This window comes from Planctomycetota bacterium, from assembly GCA_016125255.1.
Taxonomy (GTDB): domain Bacteria; phylum Planctomycetota; class Phycisphaerae; order Phycisphaerales; family Zrk34; genus RI-421.
Map to the genome: position 1 here is coordinate 87,945 of WGMD01000022.1, position 24,523 is coordinate 112,467.

Here is a 24,523-nt window from a genome sequence, read left to right on the forward strand (position 1 = left end):
TCCCAAGGAACCTGCCGACCATGCAAACCACGCTCATCATCCTCAAACCCGACGCAGTGCAACGCGGCCTGATGGGCCAGGTGCTCGCGCGATTCGAAGCCAAGGGCCTCGCCGTCGTCGGCGCCAAGTTCATGAAAGTCCCCGTCGATATCGCCAAAAAGCACTACGCCGAGCACGACGGCAAGCCGTTCTTTCAGAGCTTGATCGACTTCATCACGTCCACGCCCGTGCTGGTTCTCGCCATCCGTGGCCGCGAAGCCGTCGCCGTCTGCCGCAAACTCATCGGCGCCACCGACGGCGCCAACGCCGACCCCGGCACTCTCCGCGGCGATTTCGGAATCAGTAAAGCCATGAACCTCGTGCACGGCTCCGACTCCCTCGAATCCGCCCACCGCGAACTGGCCCTCTGGTTCGCACCCGGCGAAATCGTCGAATACGACCGCGCGGTTCAGAAGTGGATCGACGGGTAACGCCCACCGGCCCGACGCATCACTGAACATACTGCATGACGCGCTCACACTCCCATCGACCATGGGTCTTCCTGAGCACGTACCAATGTCCGGCGCCGCCGCCCGTACTCGTCCATACATTCACGCTCCCATCCGCGCTCGTTGTAATGCTCTCGATATATTCGCTTTCGTCGTGCGGAACGAGATCGCGAATCGCACGCACATCCACCTGCGCCAACGACGGATCCGTCTCCGTGCGCGGCGGCCTCACCGAATTGCCCGGCAGAAAATCGTCCCACAGCGGCACGCCCGTCGCGATCCCCGCCGCCAGCAGCACGCACACCGCGATGTAGATCGTCTTTTTCATGCCGCGTTCCGCATGACATGATACCCCCTTCGAGTTTCGATTTTCGAGTTTCGAGTTTATCATCCCCACATGACCTACCCCACCCTCCGCGACTTCATCGACGCTCTCGACGCCGCCGGCGAACTGCATCGCATCGCCGCCCCGGTTTCCCCCATTCTTGAAATCACCGAGATCACCGACCGCATCAGTAAGTCCCCCGCCCCCTCGACCTCCCCCGTCGCCGCCGTCACCGATCCGCGTCATCACACGCTCGGGGGCAAGGCCCTGCTCTTCTCGAACGTCGCCGGCTCGTCCATGCCGCTTGCCATCAACACCTTCGGCTCCTATCGCCGCATGGAGATGGCGCTCGGTTGCACGGACGGCGGGTTCGAATCGCTCGCCGAGCGCATCGGCGAACTCGTCAAGCCCGAGCCGCCCGTCGGGATCATGGAGAAGATGAAGAAGGGACTCGAACTGGCCAAGATCGCCGGCCTCGCGCCCAAGGTCGTCAAGTCCGGCCTCTGCCAGCAAGTCGTCAAAACCGGCAACGATGTCAATCTCTTCGACCTGCCCATCATCAAATGCTGGCCCGACGACGGAAACCCCCGGAAGTTTGGCTACCCGTACGACCTGCAACTTCCGGGGGAAGGCCGCTACATCACCTTCGGCGGCGTCTACACGATTCACCCCGACGACGCCGGAAAGGACGGTCCGCGCCCAAGCCGCAACATCGGCATGTACCGCGCCCAACTCCTCGACCGCAACAAGACGGCGATGCACTGGCACATCCACCACGATGGCGCCCGCCACTGGCGCGCCTGGAAAAAACTCGGCCGTTCCGGGGGCATGCCCTGCGCCATCGCCTTCGGCGGCGAGAGTGTGTTGCCCTACGCCGCCACCGCCCCCCTGCCCCCCGGCATTTCCGAGTTGCTCATGGCTGGCTTCCTCAACCAGCGCGCCATCGAACTCGTCCCCTGCAAAACCATCGACCTCCACGTCCCCGCCAACGCCGAGATCGTCATCGAGGGCTTCGTCTCCACCGAATGCGGCCCCATCGGTTATGACCCGCGCATCTCCAACTCCACACTCCCCACTCCCCACTCCCCACTCGATCCCAACCACGAAGTGTTCGAAGGCCCCTTCGGCGATCACACCGGCTTCTACTCCCTCCCTGATCGCTATCCGCTCTTCACCATCACCGCTGTCACCCACCGACGCAATCCGATTTACCCGACGACAATCGTCGGCCTCCCCCCGCAGGAAGACTATTACATGGGCAAGGCCACCGAGCGCCTCTTCCTGCCGCTCCTCCGCACGCTCGTCCCCGACATCCTCGACTACGACCTGCCCATGTTCGGCGCCTGCCACAACTGCGCCTTCATCAAAATCCGCAAGGAATACCCGCTGCAAGCCCGCCGCGTCATGCACGCCATCTGGGGCGCCGGCCAAATGGCCTGGACCAAACTCATCGTCGTCGTCGATGAAGACGTCAACGTCCACGACCACGAAGACGTCCTGTTCCACCTCTGCGCCAACTGCGACCCCGCCCGCGACACCGAACTCGTCACCGGCCCCCTCGACATCCTCGACCACGCCGCCCCCCGCCTCGGCGCGGGCCACAAAATGGGCTTCGACGCCACCAAAAAAATCCCCGGCGAAGAAGCCAAAGGCCACCCCCTCCGCGACTACCCCACACGCCTCGAAATGTCAGCAGTTGTTAAGGCGAAGATTGATCGACGGTGGAAGGAATTCGGACTCGACTAATTCCGGGACTATACTTTCATGAAATACCGCGATCTGATTCGCCGCTTGACTGACGATGGTTGGCGTCATGTACGAACGACCGGCAGTCATCTGCACTTTCAGCACCCCACCAAACCGGGCACGCTGACGGTCCCTGGCGGCGGCAAGAACAATCGCGATGTCGCGCCCGGTACATTGCGAGCCATTCTCCGGCAGGCCGGTCTTCAGTGAGGTTTCCCATGACGCGTCGATACACCATCGTGATAGAAAAAGCCGACGACGGCAGCTACAGCGTCTTCGTCCCTGACCTGCCCGGCTGCATCTCCTGCGGCGACACCCCCGAAGAAGCCCGCGCCATGATTCAGGAAGCCATCGCCGGCCACATCCAGTTGCTCAAAGACTCCGGTCAACCCATCCCCGAGCCACGCTCGACCGCAGAAGTCGTGGCCACGAAATGACGCTGGAAGATAGCGCAGCGATCGCCTTGTCGTAACACGCAGGAGAATTCCTGTGAAAATCAGTGACCTGATCGCATCGTTCCGCAATGTGTTTTGTCCCCGGCTGAGACGGTTTCGATTTTGTCTTTCTGACGACGGTTTTGACGTTGTGCAAAATGATCAGATCAGAGAGTCGATCCATTGGTCCGACATCGTTCAAATCGATGGCGACTGCTTCGCAGCCAATTATGACGAGGTCTTTTTAATCTTCACGAAACGCACCGGCGAGCAAGTCAGGATCGGCGAGACAGATCAAGGATTCAAGGAAATCGTAAACGAAGTCGAGCGAATTTTTGTTTTGGCCGCCGACTGGTATCGGCGATCGGAAAAAGAATTGACCACGCTATGGATGGACAAGGCACCGACCCCATAGCGAAGTAGGATGGGTCAAGCGAAGCGGACCCGTCACGTTTTGCGGGGGAGCATTCAATCATATTTCATCGTGTTCGCGCGGCGGTCGTGCATCGTGTGGGGCGACGGTTTGGTTTCGGCGTTTGCTTCGCCTTACGTGGTGTATCCGCTGCGCTCGACCCATCTTGGAATGTGTGTGAGAGGGCGGAGTTTAACGAGCCGCGACCGTCAGGGAGCGGTCACGGCGCCGCTCAATGTGACCTGTTTCGACCGCTCCTTGACGGTCGCGGCTCGTCGATCCATGGCCTTCTCGCATGTGTTCTTACAACGGGGACCGGGCGGACTGTGAACGGGTTGGGATGATGCGTCGCAGCGCCGGGTGCCACGGCTTGGCTTGGCAAGCCGTGCGGGTCGGGTGGGGTTGTGAATCACGGCGGGGTACACACAAGTGCGTGAACAATTCCAAGTCACCGACCCCGGAGGGGTCGGCTATATAGCCGACCCGTTCCGGGTCGGGCGGGGGTGGGTGGGCGTCGGTATACTCCAGCGATGATTCATGTGCGTCGGGTGATGGCGATGGTGTTGGGTTTGGTTGTTCTATTGAACGGCGGGCGGGCGCGGGCGGAGGATGGGGGGCATAGTCCGTGGGTCGTGTACGAGCCGGGGGATTTGCCGATTGTGCTGCTCGCGCCGCACGGGGGGAGGATCGTGCCGGAGGGGATGGCGACGATGGCGGAGGCGAAGGGGCGGGATTCGAATACGGACGATCTGGCGCGGGCGATCGCGGCGGCGCTGACGTATCGGGATGCGGACGGGAAGGAGCACAAGCCGTATCTGGTCGTGAATCTGCTGCATCGGAAGGTGGTGGAGCCGAATCGGTCATGGGCGCAGGACGAGCGGCAGGGTTGGGTCGATGCGTCGGGAAAAAAGGTCGGGCCGGACGCGCGGGCGGTCGAGCACTACCGGGACTTTCACGCGCGGGCGGACGAAGCGGTGCAGGCGGTGCAGCGGCAATACGGCGCGGGCCTGCTGCTGGACATTCACGGACTGGCGGCGTCGCGCAAGCTCGACATGTACGGCTACCTGATCCGCGCGACCGACCTGCACGCGGATGACAAACCCGACACGCCCGGCACGGATGACCAGCTCGCCGAGGCGCTGCGCACGCGCAGCACGCTGCGCTTCGCCGCGTCGCGCCGGACTTCGGCGCACGAGAGGGCGGAACTGGTGCGCGGGCCGACGAGTCTTTCGAGTCTGGTCGATGCGTACTACCGGGCGCACGGTCATCCCGACGGCCGGCCCGCCACACCGAGCTTGCAATATCCGAATCCCAAAGCGCCCGGGACGCTCGACGCCGATGTGCCCTACTTCAATGGGTCGTACGACATCGCCGCGCACAGCTCCAATCAGCCGGGCGTGCATGTCGATGCGGTGCAGATCGAGACGACCTGGGACGTCCGCCGCACCGAAGCGTCCCGCCAGCTTTTCGCCGAGGCCCTCGCGGATGCGGTGCGTCAGTTCGTCAAAGCACAGTACGGGCTCACGCTGCCGGGGGAAAAATAATGACGCCATTCGAAGCAACTCTGGCCCGACGAGCGTCTATCTTTTGCAGAAGGCGAGTCCGACAAATCCGCCTCCAATAACCAGGATCGGCGTAATGTAGAGCATCGCGAGGGTCAGCGTTCCCTGTTGTTCGATCGTCTGCAAGAACAAAGAGGCCACGAAATACAAAGCAATTGCGGCGATGAATCCGCATAAGAGTCCGAAGATTGCGTTCGCGATACCGCTGTAGTTGGTTTGACGCCGATGCTTGTTCGCCATTGCGTTCGCTATCCTACTCCCCGTTGGGCGACGCGTCGGAACCGTGCGGCGGGACGAGCGGCGCGGCCTTGATGGGTGGAACAAGAATTTCGGAAACGTGCGTCGGTTGAGGCGGCGCGCTCACAAATTGATCCTCAAACAGCAAGAATTCAAGGTCGTGCCGGAAGTATTCAGCCGGAAGACCGTGCATCAGATAGATCGCCATCGCGGGGATGACCAAGGCGACTGCTGCCGTGCGCGGTAATCGGCGGCGGCACACTCCAAACAACAAAGTCACCAGCCAAAGTAACCACAACGCCATAACGATGGGGCTCGCGATGACGAGCAAGACGAAATCGACGGACTCAAGTGGTTCATAGGCCTCCTTACTAATCCCCTGCAACAGGATCATCAGCGACACAACCAACAAGACGCCGCACGAAGACGACAAGCACGCGGCGAGGACTTGAGATGGGCGATGATGGCTGGGTGTCTCCACACAGAATTGTAGCGGCCCGTCTTCCTGGGGAGACATCAGCATGAAATCGCGCGGCGACGCATCAATGTGGTATATATCGCTCCCACATGTTCCCCTTCGACTATTTCAAACGACGGCGGCGGGCGAAGTTGCTTGCGCAGCGGGTTTCGCCGGAGTGGGTCGCGCTGGTGGAGCAGTTGCCGCTGGTGCGGCGGCTGGAGCGCGCGGAGCGGTCGACGCTCATCGACATCGCGCACGTGATCACGGCGGAGAAGCGATGGACCGGCTGCGGGGGTTTGACCGTGACGGAGGAAATGAAGTGGACCATCGCGGCGATGGCGGGGCTTTTGATTCTCGATATCGAACACGACTATTTCGCCACGGTGCATGAGGTATTGATTTATCCGACGACGATGCTCGCGCCGGGGCGGCGGCAGTATGGGGCGCTCGTGCTCGAAGAGGAGAGCATGATTCTGGGGCAGGCGGCGCACGGGGGGCCGATTGTGCTGGCGTGGGATTCGGTTTTGGGCGGGGCGAGGAATGAGGCGGACGGGCACAACGTCGTGCTGCACGAGTTTGCGCACAATCTGGATTTTCTGGATCACGATGCGGACGGGACGCCGCCGCTGTCGAGTCGGCAGATGTATCAGGCGTGGCACCGGATCATGACGCGCGAGTACGAGGCGCTCGTTGATGATGCGGAGCATGGGCGGGCGACGGTGCTGGATACGTACGGCGCGACGAATGCGGCGGAGTTTTTCGCGGTGGCGACGGAGGCGTATTTCGAGAAGCCGCGGCAGATGCGCGAGCATCATGGCGAACTGTACAAGCTGCTGTGCGATTACTATCGGCAGGATCCGGCGGCGCGTGCGTGATGGACGCGGCGGCAGGATGCTGCAAGAATGACACGGTCCATCGACCTCTCACCCGCCGGAGGCCTTCATGCGATCGACCCGTCTGTTTGTTTGTGCGCTTCTGCTGCTCCAATCGAGCGCCCTTCACGCCGCCGACAACTTCGTCAAGGAAGCGGACATCGCCTACCTCGGCGACGCGGCCGACACGGACTACGCCAAAACCCAGTGCAAACTCGACGTGTACCGCCCCGCCGGCGCGACGGGCTACGCCACGATCGTCTGGTTCCACGGCGGCGGACTGACCGGCGGAAGTCGCGAATCGGGCGTCACCTTCGCGAAGCGATTCACGGCCGAGGGCTTCGGCGTCGTGCTCGTCAGCTATCGCTTCTCGCCGAAGGTCAAATGCCCGACCTACATCGAAGACGCGGCGGCATCGGTGGCGTGGACGATCAGACACATCGCCGACTACGGCGGCGATCCGAAGAAAGTCTTCGTCTCCGGTCACTCGGCGGGCGGGTTTCTGACGGCGATGGTCGGGATGGACCCGCACTATCTGGGCAAACATGGACTGAGCCCCAACGACGTCGCCGGCTACATGCCGATCTCCGGTCAGATGATCACGCACTTCACCATCCGCGCCGAGCGCGGCATCGCCGGCACGCAACCGATCATCGACGCCTTCGCCCCCAGCTATTGGGTCCGCAAGGACGCCCCGCCGTTTTTGAACATCGCCGGCGACCACGACATGGCGGCCCGTGCCGAGGAGAACGTCTACTTCACCGCCGCCATGCATGCCGCCGGCAACATGCAGGCCCAGTGCATTGTCGTCAAGGACCGCACGCACGGCTCGATCGTCGGACACTTCAAGGACGCCGACGACGAAGTCGCCGCGGCCATGCTCAAGTTCATGCACGACGTGATGAACCTCCGGAAGTAATTGGCCATGAAATCAATGATGATGCGATTTGCGTTCGTCACCGTGCTCGTACTCGTGTTCACATTCAACCCCGCGGCCCGCGCCGAGACCGGCATCGCGCAGTCGCCCATCAGCATGGCGGACCTGGACACGGCGGCGCAGGCGGAATGGGTCAACGGCAAGGAGCAACCCTTTGTCGTCGACCGCGATCCGAATCGAACGCTGATCTGGACACGGGACAGTCGGCCGTCGCTGCATGGCGTGACCTTCGGCGAGTCATCGGAGCCGGGCCCGCGCCATCTGCGCGTCGCCTTCAAAGCGCCGGTGGCGATCGGGTCGATTCTCGTGAGCGGCGGCGGGCGCCTCAGCGTGCTCAAACCCGATGCGACCTACCCCGGCGACCTGAACAATGACGCGGACTGGGAGCCGGCGGCGCGGCTCGACAACGGCACCGTGGCCGATACCGAGGTCGACAAGAAGGAGCTGGCCGTCTGGGTCCTCAAGCCGGGCACGCGGACGCGCGCGATCCGCTTCACGCACATCGCCGACGTCGCCGATTCGATCTACACGGGCTACCTCGGCGGCGCGGTGGTGCTGACGCAGCGCCTCGTCAATCTGGCGCCGCAGGCGATGGTCACCGCCAGCGCGCGCGACGAAGCGGCGGGCAAGCTCAACAACATGAAGGACGAGGATTGGAGTCCGTGGGACAACGGCGCCGAGGGCGGGTCGGCGACGATTTCGCCGGAGCATGCGGAATGGATCACGCTGACCTGGCCGCGCGCGGTGACGCTCAGCGGGCTGGAGGCGCTGCGTGCGGGCTTCGGTGCGGCGGAACTGGATGTGTACACGGGCGACGCCGCATCGCCGCCGCGCGGATCGGAGTCGGCGGCGTGGCGGAACATCGCGCCATTCGAGTTGAAGGAGGAGGGGTATCCGTATCAGTTCTGGCCTCAGAGGATGGACCTCGACAAGCCGATCACGACGCGGGCGATTCGGCTTCGTCTGACGGGCGTCGCGCGCGAGGGGCATCCGCACATGAAGGGGCGGACGAAGGACGGGCGACGCGTATGGGTCAATGAGCTGATGGCGATGATGCCGCTGGGCGATGCGGATGTTGCGTCGGCGATTTTGCCCAAGCAGGCGAGCGAGACGCATCCGCCGATCGCGGTGCGCTTCACGCTGCCGGAGCCGGGTAATGTCACGCTCGTCATCGAAGACGCCGCCGGCAAGCGCGTGCGGAACCTGATCGCCGACGAGCCGTATCCGGCGGGGGAGAATGTCGCATGGTGGGACGGGTCGGATGATCTGGAGCGCGATCGAGATGCGCCGCGGCACGGCGTGTATCACGTGCCGACGCAGCCGGTCGAGCCGGGCACATATCACATCCGCGGGCTCTATCACAAGTCGATCGATCTGCGTTACGAATTCTCCGTCTACAACCGGGGCAATCCGCCGTGGAGCACGGCCGACACGTCCGGCGGATGGCTCACGAATCACACGCCTCCGCAGGCGGCGCTGTATGTGCCCGGCGCGCCCTCGCCGACGGGCAAGCCCATGATCTACCTCGGCAGCGCGGTGTCGGAAGGCGGCGCGGGATTGGCGTGGGTGGACCTCGACGGCAACAAGATCGGCGGACGCGGTTGGGTCGGCGGGAACTGGACGGCGGCGCCGTATCTGACGCGCGACACGGGCGATCACGCCCTGCCCGATGTGTACGCCTACGTCGGCGCGACATGGACCGCCGCCTCGGACAACAAGGACCGCACGCACGGCGAACTGCGCCTCACCGCACTGACCGCCAAGGGCGACAAGGCCATCGTCAAATATCCGTTCACACCCGCGTCCGAAGACGATGGCGATACGCACTGGATCGCCCAGCTTGGGGGACTCGCGGTGCACGACGGACTGATCGCCGCAAGTCTGCGCCAGGTCGGCGCGCTGATCTTCATCGACGCCCGCACCGGCAACACGCTCGGGCGCACGCCGATCCAAAGTCCCCGCGGTCTTGCCTTCGATCACAGCGGCCGCCTGCTCGTCCTGTCCGGCACGAAACTGCTGCGCCTGACGCTCGACGCCCATGATCCCGGCGCATCCTCGCAGACGAAAACACTCATCGACGCCGGCCTCGATGACCCGGTCGGCCTCGCGACGGACCCCGACGGCCGCATCTGCATCAGCGATCAGGGCACATCGCATCAGGTCAAAGTCTTCGACGAAACCGGCAAACTCATCAACGTCATCGGCCACGCCGGCCCGCCCGCCGACGGACTCTATGACCCGCTCCACATGAATCATCCGCACGGGCTGACCATCGACGAACGCGGCCACATCTGGGTCGCCGAAAACGACTTTCAGCCCAAGCGCGTGAGCGTGTGGACCCGCGACGGTGAACTGGTCCATGCCTTCTACGGACCGTGTCGCTACGGCGGCGGCGGCTCGCTCGATCCGCGCGACCGCACGCGCTTCTACTACGACGGCGTCGAGTTCAAACTCGACTGGGACAAGGGCGAATCCCAACCCGCCGCGATCTTCTTCCGTGAAAATTCGGATGTGACGCGCGATCAGTTCCGCGCCGGGCCGCCTCAGACGCCGATCTATCTCCGCGACCGGCAGTACATGACCAACTGCTACAACTCCAATCCGACCGGCGGCATGAGCACCGTCGCGCTGTGGATCATGCGGGATCATGTCGCCAGGGTCGTCGCTTCGTTCGGCCGCGCGGCGGATTGGAAACTGCTCAAGACCGACGCCTTCAAGCCGCGCTGGCCCGAGGGCGTGAATCTCGCCGGCGACCCGTGGAAGAACCCCGCGATGTTCGTCTGGAGCGATGTCAACGCCAATGGCTCCGTCGAACCCGACGAAGTCACGATCATCAAGGCGAACAGCGGCGGCGTCACCTTCGCGCGCGACCTGTCCATTCTCGTCTCCCGCGTCGACGGCAAGGCGATGCGGTATGCGCCGGTGAATTTCACCGACGCCGGCGTGCCGATTTACGATCTTGCCGCCGCAAATGTCCTCGCGGAAGGCGCCCAGAACCCCGCCTCATCCGGCGGCGATCAGGCGATGATCAGCGACACCGGCTGGACCGTGCTGACCGTCGCGCCCGAGCCGTTCGCGCGCGAGGGTTTCGGCGGGCTGCGCGACGGCAAACCCCTATGGAGCTATCCGAGTCTTTGGCCGGGACTGCATGCCTCGCACGAAGCGCCCACGCCGACGTTCCGCGGCGAGGTCATCGGCTCCACGCGACTGCTCGGCGATTTCGTCACGCCGCACGACTCCGATGCCGGCCCGCTCTGGTGCATCAACGGCAACAGCGGCGACATGTACGTCTTCACCGCCGACGGCCTGTTCGTCGCGCAGCTCTTTCAGGATGCGCGCACCGGGCAACCGTGGACCATGCCCAAGGCCCAGCGCGACATGCTGCTCAATGACGTGACCCTGCACGATGAGAACTTCTTCCCCACGATCGCGCAGACCAGCGATGGGAACATTTATCTGTGCGACGGGGCGCGGTCCGCGCTCGTGCGGGTGGACGGGCTTGAGTCGATCCGCCGCCTGCCGGACGTTGCGATGCAGTTGACCGCCGACGATCTGCGCAAGGCGGAGGCGTGGCGGCTCGAAGCGGAAGCGGCGCGACAGGCCCAGCGCGGGACGGGCGTGCTGAAAGTGGCGATGCGCGACGCAGCGCCAACGGTCGATGGCAAGCTCGATGACTGGGACGGAGCGCAGTGGGCGGTCATCGATCGACGCGGCGTGGCGGCCCACTTCAACAGCGACTCCAAACCCTACGACATCACCGGCGCCGTCGCCGTCGCCGGCGATCGGCTCTACGCCGCATGGAAAACGCGCGACCCGGACCTGCTCAAAAACTCCGGCGAAACGCCCAACGCGCCTTTCAAGACCGGCGGATGTCTTGATCTGATGATCGGTTCGGACCCCGCCGCCGACCCCAATCGCCGCAAGCCCGTGGCGGGCGATGAACGGCTGCTCATCACGCAGATCAAGGACAAGACCGTCGCCCTGCTCTACCGCGCCGTCGTGCCGGGCACGAAGGAACCGGTGCCGTTCGCGTCGCCCTGGCGCACGATCACGATCGATCGCGTTGATGATCTGAGCGATCAGGTCCAGCTTGCGATCACCATTGAGAAGGACGAGCGCGGCCGCCCCGCCGCCGCGATGTATGAAATGTCCATCCCGCTCGCCGCCCTCGATCTCAACCCCGCCCCCGGCCAGACGATCAACGGCGACATCGGCGTCCTGCGCGGCAACGGATTCCAAACCCTCCAACGCAGCTACTGGAACAACAAAGCCACCGCCATCACCGCCGACGTCCCCAGCGAAGCCGAACTGACCCCCGGCCTCTGGGGCCGATGGACCTTCACCAAACCCAATTGACCGCCCGCCCCTCCATTAGCGGCCGTCCCGCAGGGACGCCGCCCTCGCCCCCTGCGACTTCAAATGCCCAATGCCGAATGACCAATGCATTTGCTATTAGGCATTGATCATTTGTCATTGGTCATATCAAACATGAATCCCCCCGCCTCCTCCGAGTCCCCTCCCCCTCCGCGCCGCCTCTCCTTCCGCGCCTCATCCGAGCCGCCCCCGGCCCGGTCCCCATCCCCGCGTCCCCTTCCCCCCAATGAAAAATCGGATTCATTTTCCATTTTCCATTTGCTGGGTGCCACGGTTTGGGCGCTCTTTGCTCTGCGAAGCGCCGCGCAAAGCAGAGTCGCCCAAACCGTGAGCCAACCAGAAGTCCGCCGCACGCAATCACGAACGCCACGGCTTGCCGAGCCAAGCCGTGGCACCCGTCTGTATCCACAGGTTTAGCATGATTGGTCTACTACCTCGCTTCCTTTTCTTCCCCCCGTTACTTGATTACCCAAAAACACCATAAGCTCTCAATATTTGATGTGCCAATGCTAATCCACATGCTCCGAATCCAAATAAGGCACCTATGAGCAAACGTTTTGCCCTCGCATGTTCGGGGCTACCCTGCTCAGAGCGTCTCTGTAAACTCTTGCCTTCGATTGTCAAACTTATACCAACTATTGCAAATATTGTTGGAATGACAAGATCAATCATAGTCAATACCTCATCAATATTTATGCCGAAGCGGCGTAGGGCAGGTGATTCACCTGCCGTCTTCTCGCACAACGGAGGCAGGTCAATGACCTGCCCTACGCGGATCGCGTTCCATTCCGATATAACCATTGACAAATACCCAATGCCTAATGACCAATTTCATTCCCTCGTCCAAATCCACGGAGCTTCCCCAAACCTACGCCGTGTCTCCTTCTCCGAGTTTCCGTTTGAAGAGTTCAACCACCATCGCATAACACTGAAGCGCTAACGCAGGGTCGTAGCGCGGTCCTTCGTCGCGCAGGAAAGCATGTTGCGCGTTGAATTCGTGCCAGGTGAAATTCACGTTGGCGTCGGTCATCGTGTCGTAGATAAGTCGCCGGCCTTCGCGGGGGATGTGGGGGTCTTGTTTGCCCCAGATCATAAGCATCTCGGCGCGGAGGTCGGCGGCGCGGGCGAGGGAATTGTCGTGTTTGCCCTTAGCGAGCGTGCGGGAGTGCAGGTCGGTGGCGTAGAAGCAGACGCCGGCGAGGACATCGGGGTTCAGGGCGGCGCGGAAGGCGAGGTGGCCGCCGATGCAGATGCCCATGACGCCGAGCTTGCCGGTGCAGTCGGGGCGGGCGGCGAGGTGATCGAGGGCGGCGCGTGCGTCGGCGTCGTAGCTGGCCAGTTCCTTGGTGAATTTGTGTGCGTTACCGCGATCGGCACCGGCCTGATCGTAGGGCAGCACGGAGCCGGCAGGTTCAAGCTCATGATAGATTTCGGGGACGGCGACGATGAACCCGTGCCCGGCGAGCAGTGCGGCGGTGCGGCGGATGGGCGCGGTCACCTGAAAGATTTCGGAGTAGAGGAGAACACCGGGGTATCGACCGGGGGATTTGGGGCGGAGGATGTGCGTCCGCATCGGGCCGAAGGGAGTTTCGAGGGAGACGTGTTCGTTGTCGAGGAGGATCAAGGGATGGGTCCTCGGGAAAGTCAGATGGTGCGAGGCGCATTATGACATGAGTCGGAGGATCGATGCAAAGAGGCGTCAAGGAGATTGCTGATTTGTCAAGACCGATGCATTTGCCATTAGGCATTAGGTATTTGTCATTAGTCATATCGAACATGGGCTGCGCACGTACCCGGAGGCGGGACGCTCACTCGGGGAGTCCGGAGTTCCGCTCTGTTCCGATATGACCAATGACAATTGACCGATGCCTAATGACCAATGCATTTGCGATTAGGCATTGGGCATTTGTTATTGGTTATTGAAACCAAGGGACGATCGGGTGCATGGATGGTGCGCGAATCGCGCATGGGGATGGCAAAAGCGCGCACGGGTTTGACCGTCGTGCGCACGGGGCGGGCGAAGATGGCGATTGGGCTTCGCGGCGCGGGGGTGGGTTGGATCGGGTTGTGCGCACGGGGCGCGCCGTGCCTCGGCGGTGCGCGGGGGAAAGGCCCGAAGCATCGGGTTTTACAGGCGGGGGCGGCGGGACGGGAGCGATGGAGGCGATTGACATGACGATGCGCGGGGGCGCCTCGCGGCGGTTTGCGGCGGGCGGGGCGACGGGTATGATGGCGGACAGGATCAGCGCGACGGCGGATGCGCCGTCATGTCACCGATGGAGCGGTATCCATGCGTTGCCCGTTCTGCGGCGAAGATCAGGACAAAGTCATCGACTCCCGCTCGAGCGATCAGGGGAAGGTGATCCGCCGCCGGCGGGAATGTCTGGCGTGCAACCGCCGATTCACCACCTATGAGCGCGTCGAGGAGACGGTCAAGCTGATGGTCGTCAAGAAGGACGGCTCGCGCGTGCCGTTTGACCGGACGAAGCTCATCAATGGGCTGACGAAGGCGTGCTACAAGCGGCCGGTGTCGGCGGAGCGGATCGGACAGCTTGTCGAAGAAGTCGAGGATGAGCTTTACCGCACGTATGACCGGGAAGTCGATTCGACGGAGATCGGGCAGCTTGTTTCGGATCGGCTCAAGCAGGTGGATCGCGTGGCGTATGTCCGGTTCGCCAGCGTGTACAAGCAGTTCCGCGACATCGAGGACCTGCTGGAAGAGGTCAAGGAGGTCATCGCCTCAAGCGACCCGATCGACGGCCCGTCGCAGGGCAAACTCTTCTGAGTTTTTAAGCGTATAATCAGCGACATACCCACCAGAACCACCCCCCGAAAGGATCGGTCATGCGTCAACGTCTGTCGGCTCTACTCGTGCTCGCGCTGGTTGCTTCGAATGTCTTTGCCGGCGGCGAGGGATGGTCCAGCGACATGAAGGCGTCGATGGCCAAGGCGGCGGCGGAGAAGAAGGACATGATCCTCGACTTCACCGGGTCCGACTGGTGTATCTGGTGCAAGCGGCTCAACGGCGAAGTGTTCAGTCAGGAGGCGTTCAAGAACTCGATCCCCAACGAGTTCGTGCTCGTCGAGCTGGACTTTCCCAACGACAAGTCCAAGCTCAGCGCGGAGACGCAGGCGCAGAACAAGGAATGGATGGAGAAGTTCGGCGTCACGGGATTCCCGACGATTATCCTGACGGACGCGTCGGGCAAGCCGTATGCGAAGACGGGCTACCAGGAGGGCGGGCCGGAGAAGTATGTCGAACACCTGCACAAACTTCAGGGCTACAAGGCCAAGCGCGACGAGCTGCTCGCCGCGGCGGAGAAGGCGGAGGGCGTCGAGAAGGCCAAGCAGCTCGATCAGCTACTTGGGATGAGCGAAGAGGGGTTGATCGTGGAGAATGAGGACCAGGTGATGGAGCAGATCGTCGCGCTGGATGCGAACAACGAGGCGGGGCTGAAAGCCAAGTACCAGATCGTGGCGGTGCAGAACAAGGCGGGCAAGGCGCTTCAGTCCGGCCCGGCGGGCCTCGATGAGGCGATCAAGATCATCGACGACGCCTTCGCCAACCTCAAGCCGACCGGACAATCGGCTCAGGACCTGTACCTGATGCGGAGCCAGTGTCTGTATTACAAGAAGGACAAGGCGGGCGCCCTGAAGAATCTCAACGATGCGCTGGAGGCCGCGCCGCAGGGCGACAAGGTCGAGCTCATCAAGAACGTCAAGGACCGGCTGTTCAAGGACTGAGCCCGTCCCCGGAATCCCTGAAGCGGGAGATTGCGTCGGGCTTGAATGGCCCGCCGCAACGCCCTACAATCGCCGCTCTATCCCCGTGACGCCACGCCGCCGGTTCGTCGGTGCGTGAGTCACGCCGGGCCGCGTAGCCAAGTGGCCTAAGGCGACGGATTGCAAATCCGTTATCCGTGGGTTCAAATCCCACCGCGGCCTTTTTTGATTGGGTGATGCGGTGATGTGAATGCCGCTTCGGTACATCACCCTACCGCCACTTCTACTCATCCATGCGTCGGACAACGGTGATCGGATCGACGTGTCCGCCGGCGATGCCGTAGACGAAGTAGGCGTGGCATCCGATGCCGATGAGCACGGCGAGATGGAACACCTCGTGCGGACCGATCACGTTCGGCCAGATCCACGGCCATCGCACGAACTCGCACACCGCGCCGATCGTGTACGCCAGACCGCCCCAGACGATCGGCCGCACATACGCCCATCCGAACCGCCGCCACAACGCCGCACCGCTGACGAGGCCCAGCCAGCCGAGTACCAGGTACATGCTCAGCGACATCCATTCGGGCACATCATCGAAGAAGATCGACTTGAGCGTGATCGCCGTCGCCGCCATGGCCCACACGCCGCCGATCATACCCCACCGCATCCAACCGCGGAACAGCAGGCCGTGCACGATCGTGAGCGTGCCGGCGATCAGCGAGAAGATCGCGGCGTGATCGAGTCGCTGGAGCACCTCGCGGCCGGCGCCTTCGCCGAGCAGGTGATACACGCCGCTCATCGAAAGTTGGAAGATCACGGTGAAAGCGAATAGCGCGGCGATAAACACGCGACCCGCATGCCCCCGCGCCCGGCGCATCAGCGGCACGGTGAGCACCAGCGCGATCCCCGCGCCGATCAGATGCGAAAGCGAACTGAACGGCTCGTAAAAACCGGGAATGGGCTCAATGATCTGTTGAGCGAGCGCGAGCATCCCCGCAGCATACTGACACGCGGCGATTGCTCAACGTGGCTCATCGCAGCGGCGGCGGGCCATCGGGCGGGCCGAACCCGCCGGGGCCTCCGGGGCCGGGGCCTGGCCCGCGCCGTTCGCCTCCCGGGCCGCCGGCGGGCGGGCCGTGGCGGAAGGACGGATCGGGCGTGCCTCGGAAAAAGCGCGGGACGAAGGGGTACGTGCGGGTCAGGTAATAGTGGTAGATGCCCTTGGGGTATTCGGGTGTGACGCCGACGCGGCCGTTGCATTCATCGAGATCGCCGAGGCCTTTGACGTATTCGAAATCCTGCACATACGTGCCGTCATACGCGCCGCCGGGGGCCTTGTCGCCGCCGGGGCGCTGGCCGTGCTTGAGGCGATAGCTGGACTGCATTTCGCGCGTGCCGGAGTTGGGGTTGTTCGGATCGACGTAGCCATATCGGGCGTAAATCGGGAACCCGTCGGCGGCGTAACCGACGAGCGTCATCCGCTGACCTTCCCTGAGCGAGGCGATGAGCCCGGTGGGCAGGCCGTGATAGTGGTACGCGCCGGTGGGCTGGACATGGGCGTTGTTGGCGTCGAGGCCGAGGTTGATCTTGCCGGACAGCGCATCGTAGTTCCACAATTCATCGGGCGGGCCGGCCCCCGGGCCCATGCGGCCGCGTCCGTTGGGCGTCCATATCTCCGCCGTGCCCGGATCGAAGGGCACGCCGTTGATCGCCACGCCGAACAGGTTGCCGCGCAGCGGCGTGATGCGGTCGGCGACGCGCGGGGTCATCGTGACATGAAACTCGTACTTCTGTTCCGACACCGTGTTGGGGTTCCCGCGGTTGGGGAATTCGCCCATCACGTGATTCGGAATACCGTTGGAACGGATGGTGCGGACGCCGTCGTGTTCGGCGATGGCGACACGGGACTCGAAAGCCCGCTGCTGCTGCGCCGCGGCGATGGCGCCGAGAACCAGCACGGCGATCACCAGGGCCGGTCGGACAAGCGTGCCGAGGGACGAACGGGAAGTCGGTTGCATGGGGACCTCGCGGTCGGAAGGTACGGTGTGAGTAGATCACTATGTACCTACACGCGGGGCGCGTGTCGAATTGCGCAGGGGGCCCATGCCTGGAAGGCCTGAGCTTCATTCAAATGCGTGCGTTACTTGCCGGAGGCCTGAGCCGGGACGTTCTGCTCGCGGTCGATTTTCAGGAGGATCGTTTCGAGTCGCGAGCGGACTTCGGCCATGGACTCGGGGCGGTCTTCGGGGAGGAACTGAAGGCAGTGGAGGACGAGACTGTTGAGCCCGAGGGGGACTTTGGGGTTGAGGTCGACGGGCGGTCGAAGCTCCATGTCCTCCTTGCGGATCATTTCGCCGGAGCCGCCCTTGGGGATGAGCGTGGGGATGTGCGAATCGGTGAGGCACCAGTACATGGTGGCGCCGAAGTTGAAGATGTCGGTCTTGCCGGTCAGGGCGATGCGGTGGACCTGCTCGGGGGCGATGTAGTCGGGCGTGCCCTGGATGCGGTCCTTGACCGCGCCCATGCGGCAGGCCTGCCCCAGGTCGATGATCTTCACCTCGCCACGGTCGGTGAGGAGGATGTTGTTGGGCTTGATGTCGGCGTGGACGTAGCCGGCCTTGTGCATGGCGGCGAGCCCGCTGGCGACGGCGAGGAAGACGCGCACCAGCTCGCGCATGTTCGTGGGCTTGTTCTGCACGAGACTGCGCCCATCGACAAGTTCCATGACCAGCATGGCTTCGGAGAGCGAGAAGAACTTGCGGACGCGTTTGACTTTGTAGCAGCGGCGGATGGTCGGGTGATCGACGGCCTTGGAGACTTCGTATTCGATCAACACCTGATCGACGAACTTCTGCTGTTCGGGCCGCTCGCGGACGACGCGCTTGAGGGCGAAAAGCTGATGATCCCGTTTCTGCTGGACGGCGTAGATGGTGCTGCCGGCGCCGTGTCCGAGCACCGCGACGACGTTGTATCCGCCAATCCGTTCAATTTTCCCGGCCAGGTTCGCCACGATTCCCCTCTTTCAAACAGCATCGCCGCTTGCGCGTATGCATCAGGTCCCAGAGTTCGTCCGTCAATCCGAGTGCCATAAGAACAAGCTTTACGACTTCGCCAATGATCGACCGAAGCGGCGTCCAACTGAACTGCCCGCCCCTGACTCGGATCATTCTATCCTAACAATTGGATTAGCGGACGTCCAGATCAAGAAGCTGCTGACGGAAGGAACTGGCCGGGAAAAGCAGGCCCGGGCTGTCCGTCGAAGTGATATTCGAAAGCAGCAGGACGCGGTCGGAGGGAATGTGCAGGCGGTACTGAAGCGCGGTGACGAGGCGTAGAAGCTGATCCATCTGCATCGAGGTCGGAGCGGCCTGATTACCGTCGCCGATGAGGCAGACATGAATGGCATGCCGGTTGTACCACGCGTCATCGGCGGTGCCACGGACCGCCGCGGCGTCCATCTGGCGTGACCAGCGGTAGCCCGTCTGAATTTCGCCATCGGGGGCGCCGTCGCCGTTGCCGATCACGAAATCGTAGACGAGCCCGCCGTAGCCGAGCTGCTGATGAGCGGCGCCGAGCGTGCGGGCGTCGCCGTGCGTGGTGCGCGAATCATGGACGACGATCGCCTGCCAGCGGCCGGCTTCGATCGGGGCTTGGGTGGCGAAGAGCGTATCGGCCCCGCGCGGACCGGCATCCAGCACCGTCAAGACCGGCCCGACCGACGGCGCCAAAGGAGCCGGTTCGAGCATCAAAAGCACCCCGCTCACGAACGTCATCGAGACAATCAACGCGACCCAGACCACGACGGTGCGGCGGTCGAAAAGGTTCGCGTTGGGCTTGGCTCTGGGGGGCACTTATTTCACCTTATCGCAGGGGGCGAATGTGGATACACGATACGTCGGCATGATATGCGGGAAAACTTGCGTAAATCTGTCGATGTACTCAAAAAAGTCACAAAATCGTCGGATAACCAGCCGGTCAGTTGGCCGGCGGGGTCAGCCGATCGCGCAGGGCCGGTTCATTGCCGCCGTAGGCGTTCTGCTCTTCCTGCGGGATATAGCGTCCGCGGAGCCGGTCGTAGCGTTCGTACTGCGTGCGCGGGAGATCCTTGGGGAAAAGCGGCTTTTCGCAGCCGCTGAGCACGGCAGCGGCAAAGACGAGGCATGTGATGATCAACAGTTGCTTCATGGGACGATCCCGCTCCGTCGGGGTGGCGATACAAGCGCCAGTTTACTTGCCGGCGGGCAAACTTTCCAGTGACTTGGCGACGATGGTGCATTGACCGGGCGACTTGCCGCGCCTTGAATGCGACAACGCCGCGGGGACGTATCGCGGCAGAGGCATACCGACAACTGAAAGGCCCGGTTCATGGTGGAACGCAAGGGCGATCGGTGGCGATTCGATCTGCGCTGCCCGGGGGCACGGTGGGTGTGTCTCGTGGGCGATTTCAATCAGTGGTCGCGGTCGCAGACGCCGATGCACCCGGCGGCGCTCAACCATTTCGTCTGCCACCTCAAGCTCCCGCCGGGCAAGTACTGCTTCCGCTATCTGACGTCCAACCGCGGATGGCTGACGGATTGGGCGGCGTTCGGCGTGGAGAAAAATTACCTGGGCGAGTGGGACTCGGTGCTGTATGTGCCGCCGGCGCACGGTGTCATCCCCCCGCCGTCGCCGACGATCACCACCGAGGTGCACGATCTGACGGAATTGCCGGTGTTGCTCAACGCCCCGCCGGTCAGGGCGCGCTGAACAGGGCCGCCGTGACGTTCTGTCCGCCCAGCAGCAGCTTGCCATCGAGGATGTTCATGCGATAGAGCGGTCCGCCGGCGCTGATGGCCTGATCGAACTGAATCGACCCGCCGTTGCGATCGAGGAAGTAGAGCCGGCGGGCATGCGGGTCGGTGAACTGCCCGTCCGCCGGCGCCGCCAGCAGCACGACGTAACGATCCGTCAACGATGCACTGACGAACTGGTGCGGCTCCGTCACCGCGTCGCGCCACTTCACCACGCCGTCATCCCCCGCAACGACGCAACCGTTGGCGCCGACAAGCATCCATGTGTCCATGTCCGACGTGACCGTCAGCGGCGCGTTGAGCGTGTCACGGAGCGGCAGCCGGTTCATCACCCGCCCGTCCGCCAGATCGATCCACAACAGGTCGCCGTCCTGCGTCATCGCCGCCAACCGGTCCGACCCGAGCCACGCCCCGTCCGCACCGACCATCCGCACGCCCGGCTCGCTCACCCACATCGACTGCCCCCGGTTCAGATCGAACGCCTCGATCTGCATCGAGCTGATGTAAAGCAGTTCGCTCTCGTCGGTCAGGCCCATCCATGTGATGTTCTGGTTATGCGCCTTGAGCAGCTTGTGAATGAGTTGGCCCGTGTTCGCGTCGTAGACGCACAGCAGCGGCGCCTCGTCTTCGTCCGTCCCGCAGATCATCAGGTACCGGCTGTCCATGCGGATCAGGTCCGCCTTGCGCACGATGCTCGCCGCTTGCCAGCGCACCTTGCCGTTGTCCGCGTTGAAGACCACGATGCGCCCGCGCGGATCGACCACGCTGATGGCCAGATCGCTGATCGCCACCATCGGCCCCGGCTCACGCTGCGGCTCCGCCTCAAGCTGCTGACGCAGCGCCCCGCCCAACTGCAATTTCACCACGCCGATGCCCGGCCCGATCATCCGCCGGAACTGCGCTTCCTGCGGCGTCCGTGCACGCTCGGGCGCATTGATCGCCGCCAACTTCTGCGACACCTCATCCTCATGCCACGCCAGCGTCCCGTCGCTCGCCGACAGCATCGCCATCCGCTGCGAATCCGGGTACCACAACCACACCTGATTGCGGTCCATCGACAGAAGCTGCACTTCCTCTTCGCCCTCCAGCGGCCGCGTCCACACCACCGACAAATCCGTCGCCCGCCGTAACTGCAACGCCTCCGGCAGACGCAGCAGAATCGTCGAGGCGGGCATCGCATCGGGGTCCTGCTGGATGGGCTCGAGCACTTCGCCGTCGAAGGTCATGACGTTGCCCGTGAACGGCGGGTTGATGCGCGTCATCGCGCCCAGCGACACCGCCGACTGCGCCAGTTCCTTCATCCACGCCACCGCATCGACCGGCTGACCCTTGCGGACCGGCTGCACCCCCGGATGCGCCGCCGTCAGACTCCGCAGCACGCGCCGCGCCCGGTTGGGCTGCTGCGCCGCTTCAAAAAGCTCCGCCTGCCGGCCGTACAGCTTGCCGAGCATTGCTTCGTCAGTGGTGAGTTGCGACGCACGACGGAGCAGTGCGACCGCTTCGCGTCCGTTGCCCGCTGAAGCCGTCCGCTCCGCCGCCAGCATCAACGCCTGCGGCGCGACCGTCGACAACGGATACGCCTCCGCCAGTTCGATCAGCGCCTCCGCGTCCGTCTGATTCGCCAGTTCCTTAAGCCGCTGATCCGCAAACGCCTCGTAAGGCGCATACGCTTCGCGCCCCGCCTGCCCGATCAACGCCGTCAGCCGCCGCTGCGCCTCGAGCCCCGCCTGGCGCGAGCCGTTGTCATGCGTGTAAAGACGCCGGCGATACGTCGGTTCCGCGAGAATCGTCTGATACTGCTCGATGGCGTCCTTGATGTTGTGCAGCGATTCAAAATGCTTCGCCAGCGCCAATCGATACGTCACTTCCTGATCCGGCGAACTGGTCACCGCGGCCAGGCGATCGAAAAGCTGCTGACGCAATTCGTGATTGGATGCGTCGACCTGCTCGGTCATCGCCAGAAGCTGATCGAACAATTCGCCGCCGCGCTCGCCGGGCTTCTGAGCCGTGACGATCGCCACGGCCTTGTCGATGGCGTCCGTCAGCGTGTCGAGCCGCTGATTGTTCAGGGCCAGCCATGCCAGCGCCATCCACGGCCGGGCGTCGTCAGGATGATCGGCCGCACGCTTGTGAAGCTGCTCCGACGCCACCGCCCAGCTCGAATAGCTGCTCACGCCCGTGCGGTCGACCGTGACAAGCTGTCCGTCCATCGCCAGCACGCTCGCCGGCATCGGCACATTCATGCGCGTCACCAGCTTGCCGTCCGTCAGATTCAACAGCTCCAGGTGATCGCCCACCGGCAGATACATCTGATCGCCCGCAATCGCAGCGCGGCCCACCATCGTCGACATGCGCGACTCGTACATCCAGATCGGATCGAGCGTGCGCCCGTTGAACCGGCCGACGTTCGAACCGACCGCCAGCACGTCGGACCCGAACTTGCTCAGATAGCGCGGCGAGCCCCAGCGCGCCGCCGGGAAACTCTGCGTGACCTTGCCCGTGCCCGGGTCGAACACGCGGATAAGCCCCGCCCAGTCGTCGTAGACGATCACCCCTGCCGCCGTGATGACCGGCGCCGATGCGTCCCAGGGATAATGCGTCGACTGAAGCGTCTGATCTTCATTGATGGGCACCAGCGTCAGCCAGTCGATCGACCCGTCCGCCGCCGACACCTTCGCCACCGCGCCCAGACTCGAATCGACATACAGATACCCCTCGCGCAGCGTCATATGCGAAAGACTCGGCACCATGTTCCGATCCGACATCGCCGTCGAGGCAAGATGGCGCTTCCAGAGCATGTCGCCGTTCCGCAGATCGACGGCGACGACGTACACATCCTGAAACTGCGTGCGCTGCCGGCGGCGAAGCGTCACATACGCCCGACCGCGCGAAACGATCGGCCGGCCGTACCAGAAGCCCCCGTCCGCATCGTTGTCGATCTCGTCGGGCAACCGCGACCAGAGCAGCTTCCCCGTCCGCGCGTCGACGCAGACAAGCTGGCTTTCCGCCGGCGTGCGGAAGTACATGTAGTTCGTCACCATCGCGCTGAACCCGCACACCGCGACGAGCCGATCCTCCGACACCGCCGCCAGGTTCATGTCCACCCCATAGGGCAGCCACCGGCTGTACGGCCTCGCCACCGACTGCGTGTCCTCATCGATTTCGATCGCCGTCCGCCGCCAGATTTCCCGCCCGCTGCTGGGCTCCAGTGCGTAGAGCGTATGAGCGTCATTGATGAACAGCATCGAGTCCGACACCAGCGGCAGAATGTTGAGGTAGCGTCCCTCCTCCGCCGCGCTGTCGATCTGGGCGCGATCCGTCTGGTACTGATCGACGAGGTAGCGCTCCGCCCCGCCGATGTCGACGCGCCACAGGGGCTTACTGATGTCCGTCGGCGGATGCGCCGCCGGCTGCGGGTCCAACGGCGTCATCGCCGCCGTTTCGCGCCGCGGCGTCACCGCCGCCGCCAGTTCGTCAAGCTGTCGCAGCGCCGCCGTATTGCCCGACTTCTCAATCATCGCCCGTGAGGCGCGAAACTGATTGGCATCGCCCTGAAGAATCGCGCTGGCCGCCTGAAGCTGGTTCCATGTCAGTTCGTCTTTGCCCCGCAATGGATGATCCGCGAGCTGCGCGAGCACGACCGACGCCGCATCCGCCGCGCCGCTTTCCAGCGCCAGCCCCGCCAGCCGCAGCCCCGCCTCCAACCCCGACTGCGTCAGCGGATAGCGATGCAGCACCTCCGTCAGCTTCGTCGGATCCGACCCCGCTTCCGAAAGCGCGGCCTTCGCCGCCGGTTCGTAAAGCTGCTGATACAGATCGCGCAGCGGCGGATTGTCATTCAGAAATTTGGCGGCGACGCGGCGCGACTCGCTGTAGGAACCGTTGCCCAGTTCCAGGAGCTTCCCGCCGTGCTCATCGAAAATTTTCTGCACCATGCGGGCCGCTTCGTCCAGCTCGCCCTTGCTCACCCGGTCGCGCGCCGTCTCCAACAGCTCCGCCGCCGCCGGCGAATCCTGAACGTAAACGTCCGCACCCCGCACGCGACCGGCTTGACCGACCGGCAGGCACACCACCGCGATCAGCACCAACCATCGCAACAACAACCGGCCGCAACGCCTGTCTGTCGATCTTCGCATGGCATTTGATTGTATCGGCTTATC

General features: G+C 63.5%; 22 protein-coding genes and 1 tRNA gene. 13 read left to right on the forward strand and 10 right to left on the reverse strand.

What is annotated here, in order from left to right; genetic code table 11:
- Window positions 1-20: 20 nt before the first annotated feature.
- A complete protein-coding gene (locus GC162_15880; GenBank protein MBI1370120.1) occupies window positions 21-470 on the forward strand; it encodes a nucleoside-diphosphate kinase in 450 nt (149 codons plus the stop codon).
- 19 nt (window positions 471-489) lie between these two features.
- Here the strand turns inward: GC162_15880 and GC162_15885 are convergent, their stop codons facing one another.
- Window positions 490-816, reverse strand: a complete 327-nt coding sequence (locus GC162_15885; protein MBI1370121.1) for a hypothetical protein — start codon at window positions 814-816, stop codon at window positions 490-492.
- A gap of 69 nt (window positions 817-885) precedes the next feature.
- On the opposite strand from GC162_15885, the gene GC162_15890 reads away from it, so the two are divergent.
- The 5 genes from GC162_15890 (at window position 886) to GC162_15910 (ending at window position 4,949) form a co-directional block, all read left to right on the forward strand.
- On the forward strand, window positions 886-2,559 hold the full coding sequence (locus tag GC162_15890) for a menaquinone biosynthesis decarboxylase (protein ID MBI1370122.1): 1,674 nt from the start codon (window positions 886-888) through the stop codon (window positions 2,557-2,559).
- Between the two features lie 18 nt (window positions 2,560-2,577).
- Window positions 2,578-2,769, forward strand: a complete 192-nt coding sequence (locus GC162_15895) for an addiction module toxin, HicA family (GenBank protein ID MBI1370123.1) — start codon at window positions 2,578-2,580, stop codon at window positions 2,767-2,769.
- Between the two features lie 8 nt (window positions 2,770-2,777).
- Window positions 2,778-2,996 carry a type II toxin-antitoxin system HicB family antitoxin gene (locus GC162_15900; protein ID MBI1370124.1) on the forward strand — a complete coding sequence of 73 codons (219 nt, stop codon included), beginning with the start codon at window positions 2,778-2,780 and terminating at the stop codon, window positions 2,994-2,996.
- Window positions 2,997-3,048: 52 nt separating this feature from the next.
- Complete coding sequence (locus GC162_15905) at window positions 3,049-3,408, forward strand: hypothetical protein (GenBank protein MBI1370125.1); 360 nt, start codon at window positions 3,049-3,051, stop codon at window positions 3,406-3,408.
- A 527-nt stretch (window positions 3,409-3,935) separates the two neighbouring features.
- The gene (locus GC162_15910) at window positions 3,936-4,949 is read left to right on the forward strand and encodes a hypothetical protein (protein ID MBI1370126.1); all 1,014 of its coding nucleotides are present in this window, start codon (window positions 3,936-3,938) and stop codon (window positions 4,947-4,949) included.
- Window positions 4,950-4,985: 36 nt separating this feature from the next.
- Here the strand turns inward: GC162_15910 and GC162_15915 are convergent, their stop codons facing one another.
- Entirely contained in the window at window positions 4,986-5,207 is a 222-nt protein-coding gene (locus GC162_15915) for a hypothetical protein (GenBank protein ID MBI1370127.1), read from the reverse strand.
- 13 nt (window positions 5,208-5,220) lie between these two features.
- A complete protein-coding gene (locus GC162_15920; protein ID MBI1370128.1) occupies window positions 5,221-5,685 on the reverse strand; it encodes a hypothetical protein in 465 nt (154 codons plus the stop codon).
- An 86-nt stretch (window positions 5,686-5,771) separates the two neighbouring features.
- On the opposite strand from GC162_15920, the gene GC162_15925 reads away from it, so the two are divergent.
- The 3 genes from GC162_15925 to GC162_15935 all read left to right on the forward strand — a co-directional run bounded on the left by GC162_15925 (window position 5,772) and on the right by GC162_15935 (window position 11,829).
- Entirely contained in the window at window positions 5,772-6,539 is a 768-nt protein-coding gene (locus tag GC162_15925) for a hypothetical protein (GenBank protein MBI1370129.1), read from the forward strand.
- A gap of 67 nt (window positions 6,540-6,606) precedes the next feature.
- Window positions 6,607-7,455, forward strand: coding sequence for an alpha/beta hydrolase fold domain-containing protein (locus GC162_15930; protein ID MBI1370130.1), 849 nt, complete (start codon window positions 6,607-6,609; stop codon window positions 7,453-7,455).
- A 15-nt stretch (window positions 7,456-7,470) separates the two neighbouring features.
- On the forward strand, window positions 7,471-11,829 hold the full coding sequence (locus GC162_15935) for a hypothetical protein (protein MBI1370131.1): 4,359 nt from the start codon (window positions 7,471-7,473) through the stop codon (window positions 11,827-11,829).
- Between the two features lie 886 nt (window positions 11,830-12,715).
- Here the strand turns inward: GC162_15935 and GC162_15940 are convergent.
- Window positions 12,716-13,471 carry a dienelactone hydrolase family protein gene (locus tag GC162_15940; GenBank protein MBI1370132.1) on the reverse strand — a complete coding sequence of 252 codons (756 nt, stop codon included), beginning with the start codon at window positions 13,469-13,471 and terminating at the stop codon, window positions 12,716-12,718.
- A 666-nt stretch (window positions 13,472-14,137) separates the two neighbouring features.
- On the opposite strand from GC162_15940, the gene nrdR reads away from it, so the two are divergent.
- The 3 genes from nrdR (at window position 14,138) to GC162_15955 (ending at window position 15,792) form a co-directional block, all read left to right on the forward strand.
- Window positions 14,138-14,632 (forward strand): transcriptional repressor NrdR, encoded by a 495-nt coding sequence (gene nrdR / locus GC162_15945; GenBank protein ID MBI1370133.1) that lies wholly within the window; start codon window positions 14,138-14,140, stop codon window positions 14,630-14,632.
- 59 nt (window positions 14,633-14,691) lie between these two features.
- Window positions 14,692-15,591, forward strand: coding sequence for a thioredoxin fold domain-containing protein (locus tag GC162_15950; protein MBI1370134.1), 900 nt, complete (start codon window positions 14,692-14,694; stop codon window positions 15,589-15,591).
- A 127-nt stretch (window positions 15,592-15,718) separates the two neighbouring features.
- Window positions 15,719-15,792, forward strand: a tRNA-Cys gene (locus GC162_15955).
- A 61-nt stretch (window positions 15,793-15,853) separates the two neighbouring features.
- Here the strand turns inward: GC162_15955 and GC162_15960 are convergent.
- The 5 genes from GC162_15960 to GC162_15980 all read right to left on the reverse strand — a co-directional run bounded on the left by GC162_15960 (window position 15,854) and on the right by GC162_15980 (window position 19,758).
- Window positions 15,854-16,564: a DNA-binding protein gene (locus tag GC162_15960; protein MBI1370135.1), complete on the reverse strand. Its 711-nt coding sequence runs from the start codon at window positions 16,562-16,564 to the stop codon at window positions 15,854-15,856.
- 40 nt (window positions 16,565-16,604) lie between these two features.
- Entirely contained in the window at window positions 16,605-17,591 is a 987-nt protein-coding gene (locus GC162_15965; protein ID MBI1370136.1) for a YHYH protein, read from the reverse strand.
- A 122-nt stretch (window positions 17,592-17,713) separates the two neighbouring features.
- Window positions 17,714-18,586 carry a protein kinase gene (locus GC162_15970; protein ID MBI1370137.1) on the reverse strand — a complete coding sequence of 291 codons (873 nt, stop codon included), beginning with the start codon at window positions 18,584-18,586 and terminating at the stop codon, window positions 17,714-17,716.
- A gap of 172 nt (window positions 18,587-18,758) precedes the next feature.
- Window positions 18,759-19,424: a hypothetical protein gene (locus GC162_15975; protein ID MBI1370138.1), complete on the reverse strand. Its 666-nt coding sequence runs from the start codon at window positions 19,422-19,424 to the stop codon at window positions 18,759-18,761.
- Between the two features lie 124 nt (window positions 19,425-19,548).
- Entirely contained in the window at window positions 19,549-19,758 is a 210-nt protein-coding gene (locus GC162_15980; protein ID MBI1370139.1) for a hypothetical protein, read from the reverse strand.
- 180 nt (window positions 19,759-19,938) lie between these two features.
- Between GC162_15980 and GC162_15985 the strand changes: the two genes are divergently transcribed.
- Window positions 19,939-20,319 carry a hypothetical protein gene (locus GC162_15985; GenBank protein ID MBI1370140.1) on the forward strand — a complete coding sequence of 127 codons (381 nt, stop codon included), beginning with the start codon at window positions 19,939-19,941 and terminating at the stop codon, window positions 20,317-20,319.
- Here GC162_15985 and GC162_15990 read toward each other — a convergent pair.
- Window positions 20,306-24,499 carry a PQQ-binding-like beta-propeller repeat protein gene (locus tag GC162_15990; GenBank protein ID MBI1370141.1) on the reverse strand — a complete coding sequence of 1,398 codons (4,194 nt, stop codon included), beginning with the start codon at window positions 24,497-24,499 and terminating at the stop codon, window positions 20,306-20,308. The genes GC162_15985 and GC162_15990 overlap by 14 nt on opposite strands.
- Between the last annotated feature and the right edge of the window lie 24 nt (window positions 24,500-24,523).

Excerpts from the sequence above, each read along its gene's own strand:
- GC162_15880 (MBI1370120.1), top strand. The coding sequence starts at position 21 with ATGCAAACCACGCTCATCATCCTCAAACCCGACGCAGTGCAACGCGGC.
- GC162_15885 (MBI1370121.1), bottom strand. The coding sequence starts at position 816 with ATGAAAAAGACGATCTACATCGCGGTGTGCGTGCTGCTGGCGGCGGGG.
- GC162_15890 (MBI1370122.1), top strand. The coding sequence starts at position 886 with ATGACCTACCCCACCCTCCGCGACTTCATCGACGCTCTCGACGCCGCC.
- GC162_15895 (MBI1370123.1), top strand. The coding sequence starts at position 2,578 with ATGAAATACCGCGATCTGATTCGCCGCTTGACTGACGATGGTTGGCGT.
- GC162_15900 (MBI1370124.1), top strand. The coding sequence starts at position 2,778 with ATGACGCGTCGATACACCATCGTGATAGAAAAAGCCGACGACGGCAGC.
- GC162_15910 (MBI1370126.1), top strand. The coding sequence starts at position 3,936 with ATGATTCATGTGCGTCGGGTGATGGCGATGGTGTTGGGTTTGGTTGTT.
- GC162_15915 (MBI1370127.1), bottom strand. The coding sequence starts at position 5,207 with ATGGCGAACAAGCATCGGCGTCAAACCAACTACAGCGGTATCGCGAAC.
- GC162_15925 (MBI1370129.1), top strand. The coding sequence starts at position 5,772 with ATGTTCCCCTTCGACTATTTCAAACGACGGCGGCGGGCGAAGTTGCTT.
- GC162_15930 (MBI1370130.1), top strand. The coding sequence starts at position 6,607 with ATGCGATCGACCCGTCTGTTTGTTTGTGCGCTTCTGCTGCTCCAATCG.
- GC162_15935 (MBI1370131.1), top strand. The coding sequence starts at position 7,471 with ATGATGATGCGATTTGCGTTCGTCACCGTGCTCGTACTCGTGTTCACA.
- nrdR (MBI1370133.1), top strand. The coding sequence starts at position 14,138 with ATGCGTTGCCCGTTCTGCGGCGAAGATCAGGACAAAGTCATCGACTCC.
- GC162_15950 (MBI1370134.1), top strand. The coding sequence starts at position 14,692 with ATGCGTCAACGTCTGTCGGCTCTACTCGTGCTCGCGCTGGTTGCTTCG.
- GC162_15960 (MBI1370135.1), bottom strand. The coding sequence starts at position 16,564 with ATGCTCGCGCTCGCTCAACAGATCATTGAGCCCATTCCCGGTTTTTAC.
- GC162_15965 (MBI1370136.1), bottom strand. The coding sequence starts at position 17,591 with ATGCAACCGACTTCCCGTTCGTCCCTCGGCACGCTTGTCCGACCGGCC.
- GC162_15980 (MBI1370139.1), bottom strand. The coding sequence starts at position 19,758 with ATGAAGCAACTGTTGATCATCACATGCCTCGTCTTTGCCGCTGCCGTG.
- GC162_15985 (MBI1370140.1), top strand. The coding sequence starts at position 19,939 with ATGGTGGAACGCAAGGGCGATCGGTGGCGATTCGATCTGCGCTGCCCG.
- GC162_15990 (MBI1370141.1), bottom strand. The coding sequence starts at position 24,499 with ATGCGAAGATCGACAGACAGGCGTTGCGGCCGGTTGTTGTTGCGATGG.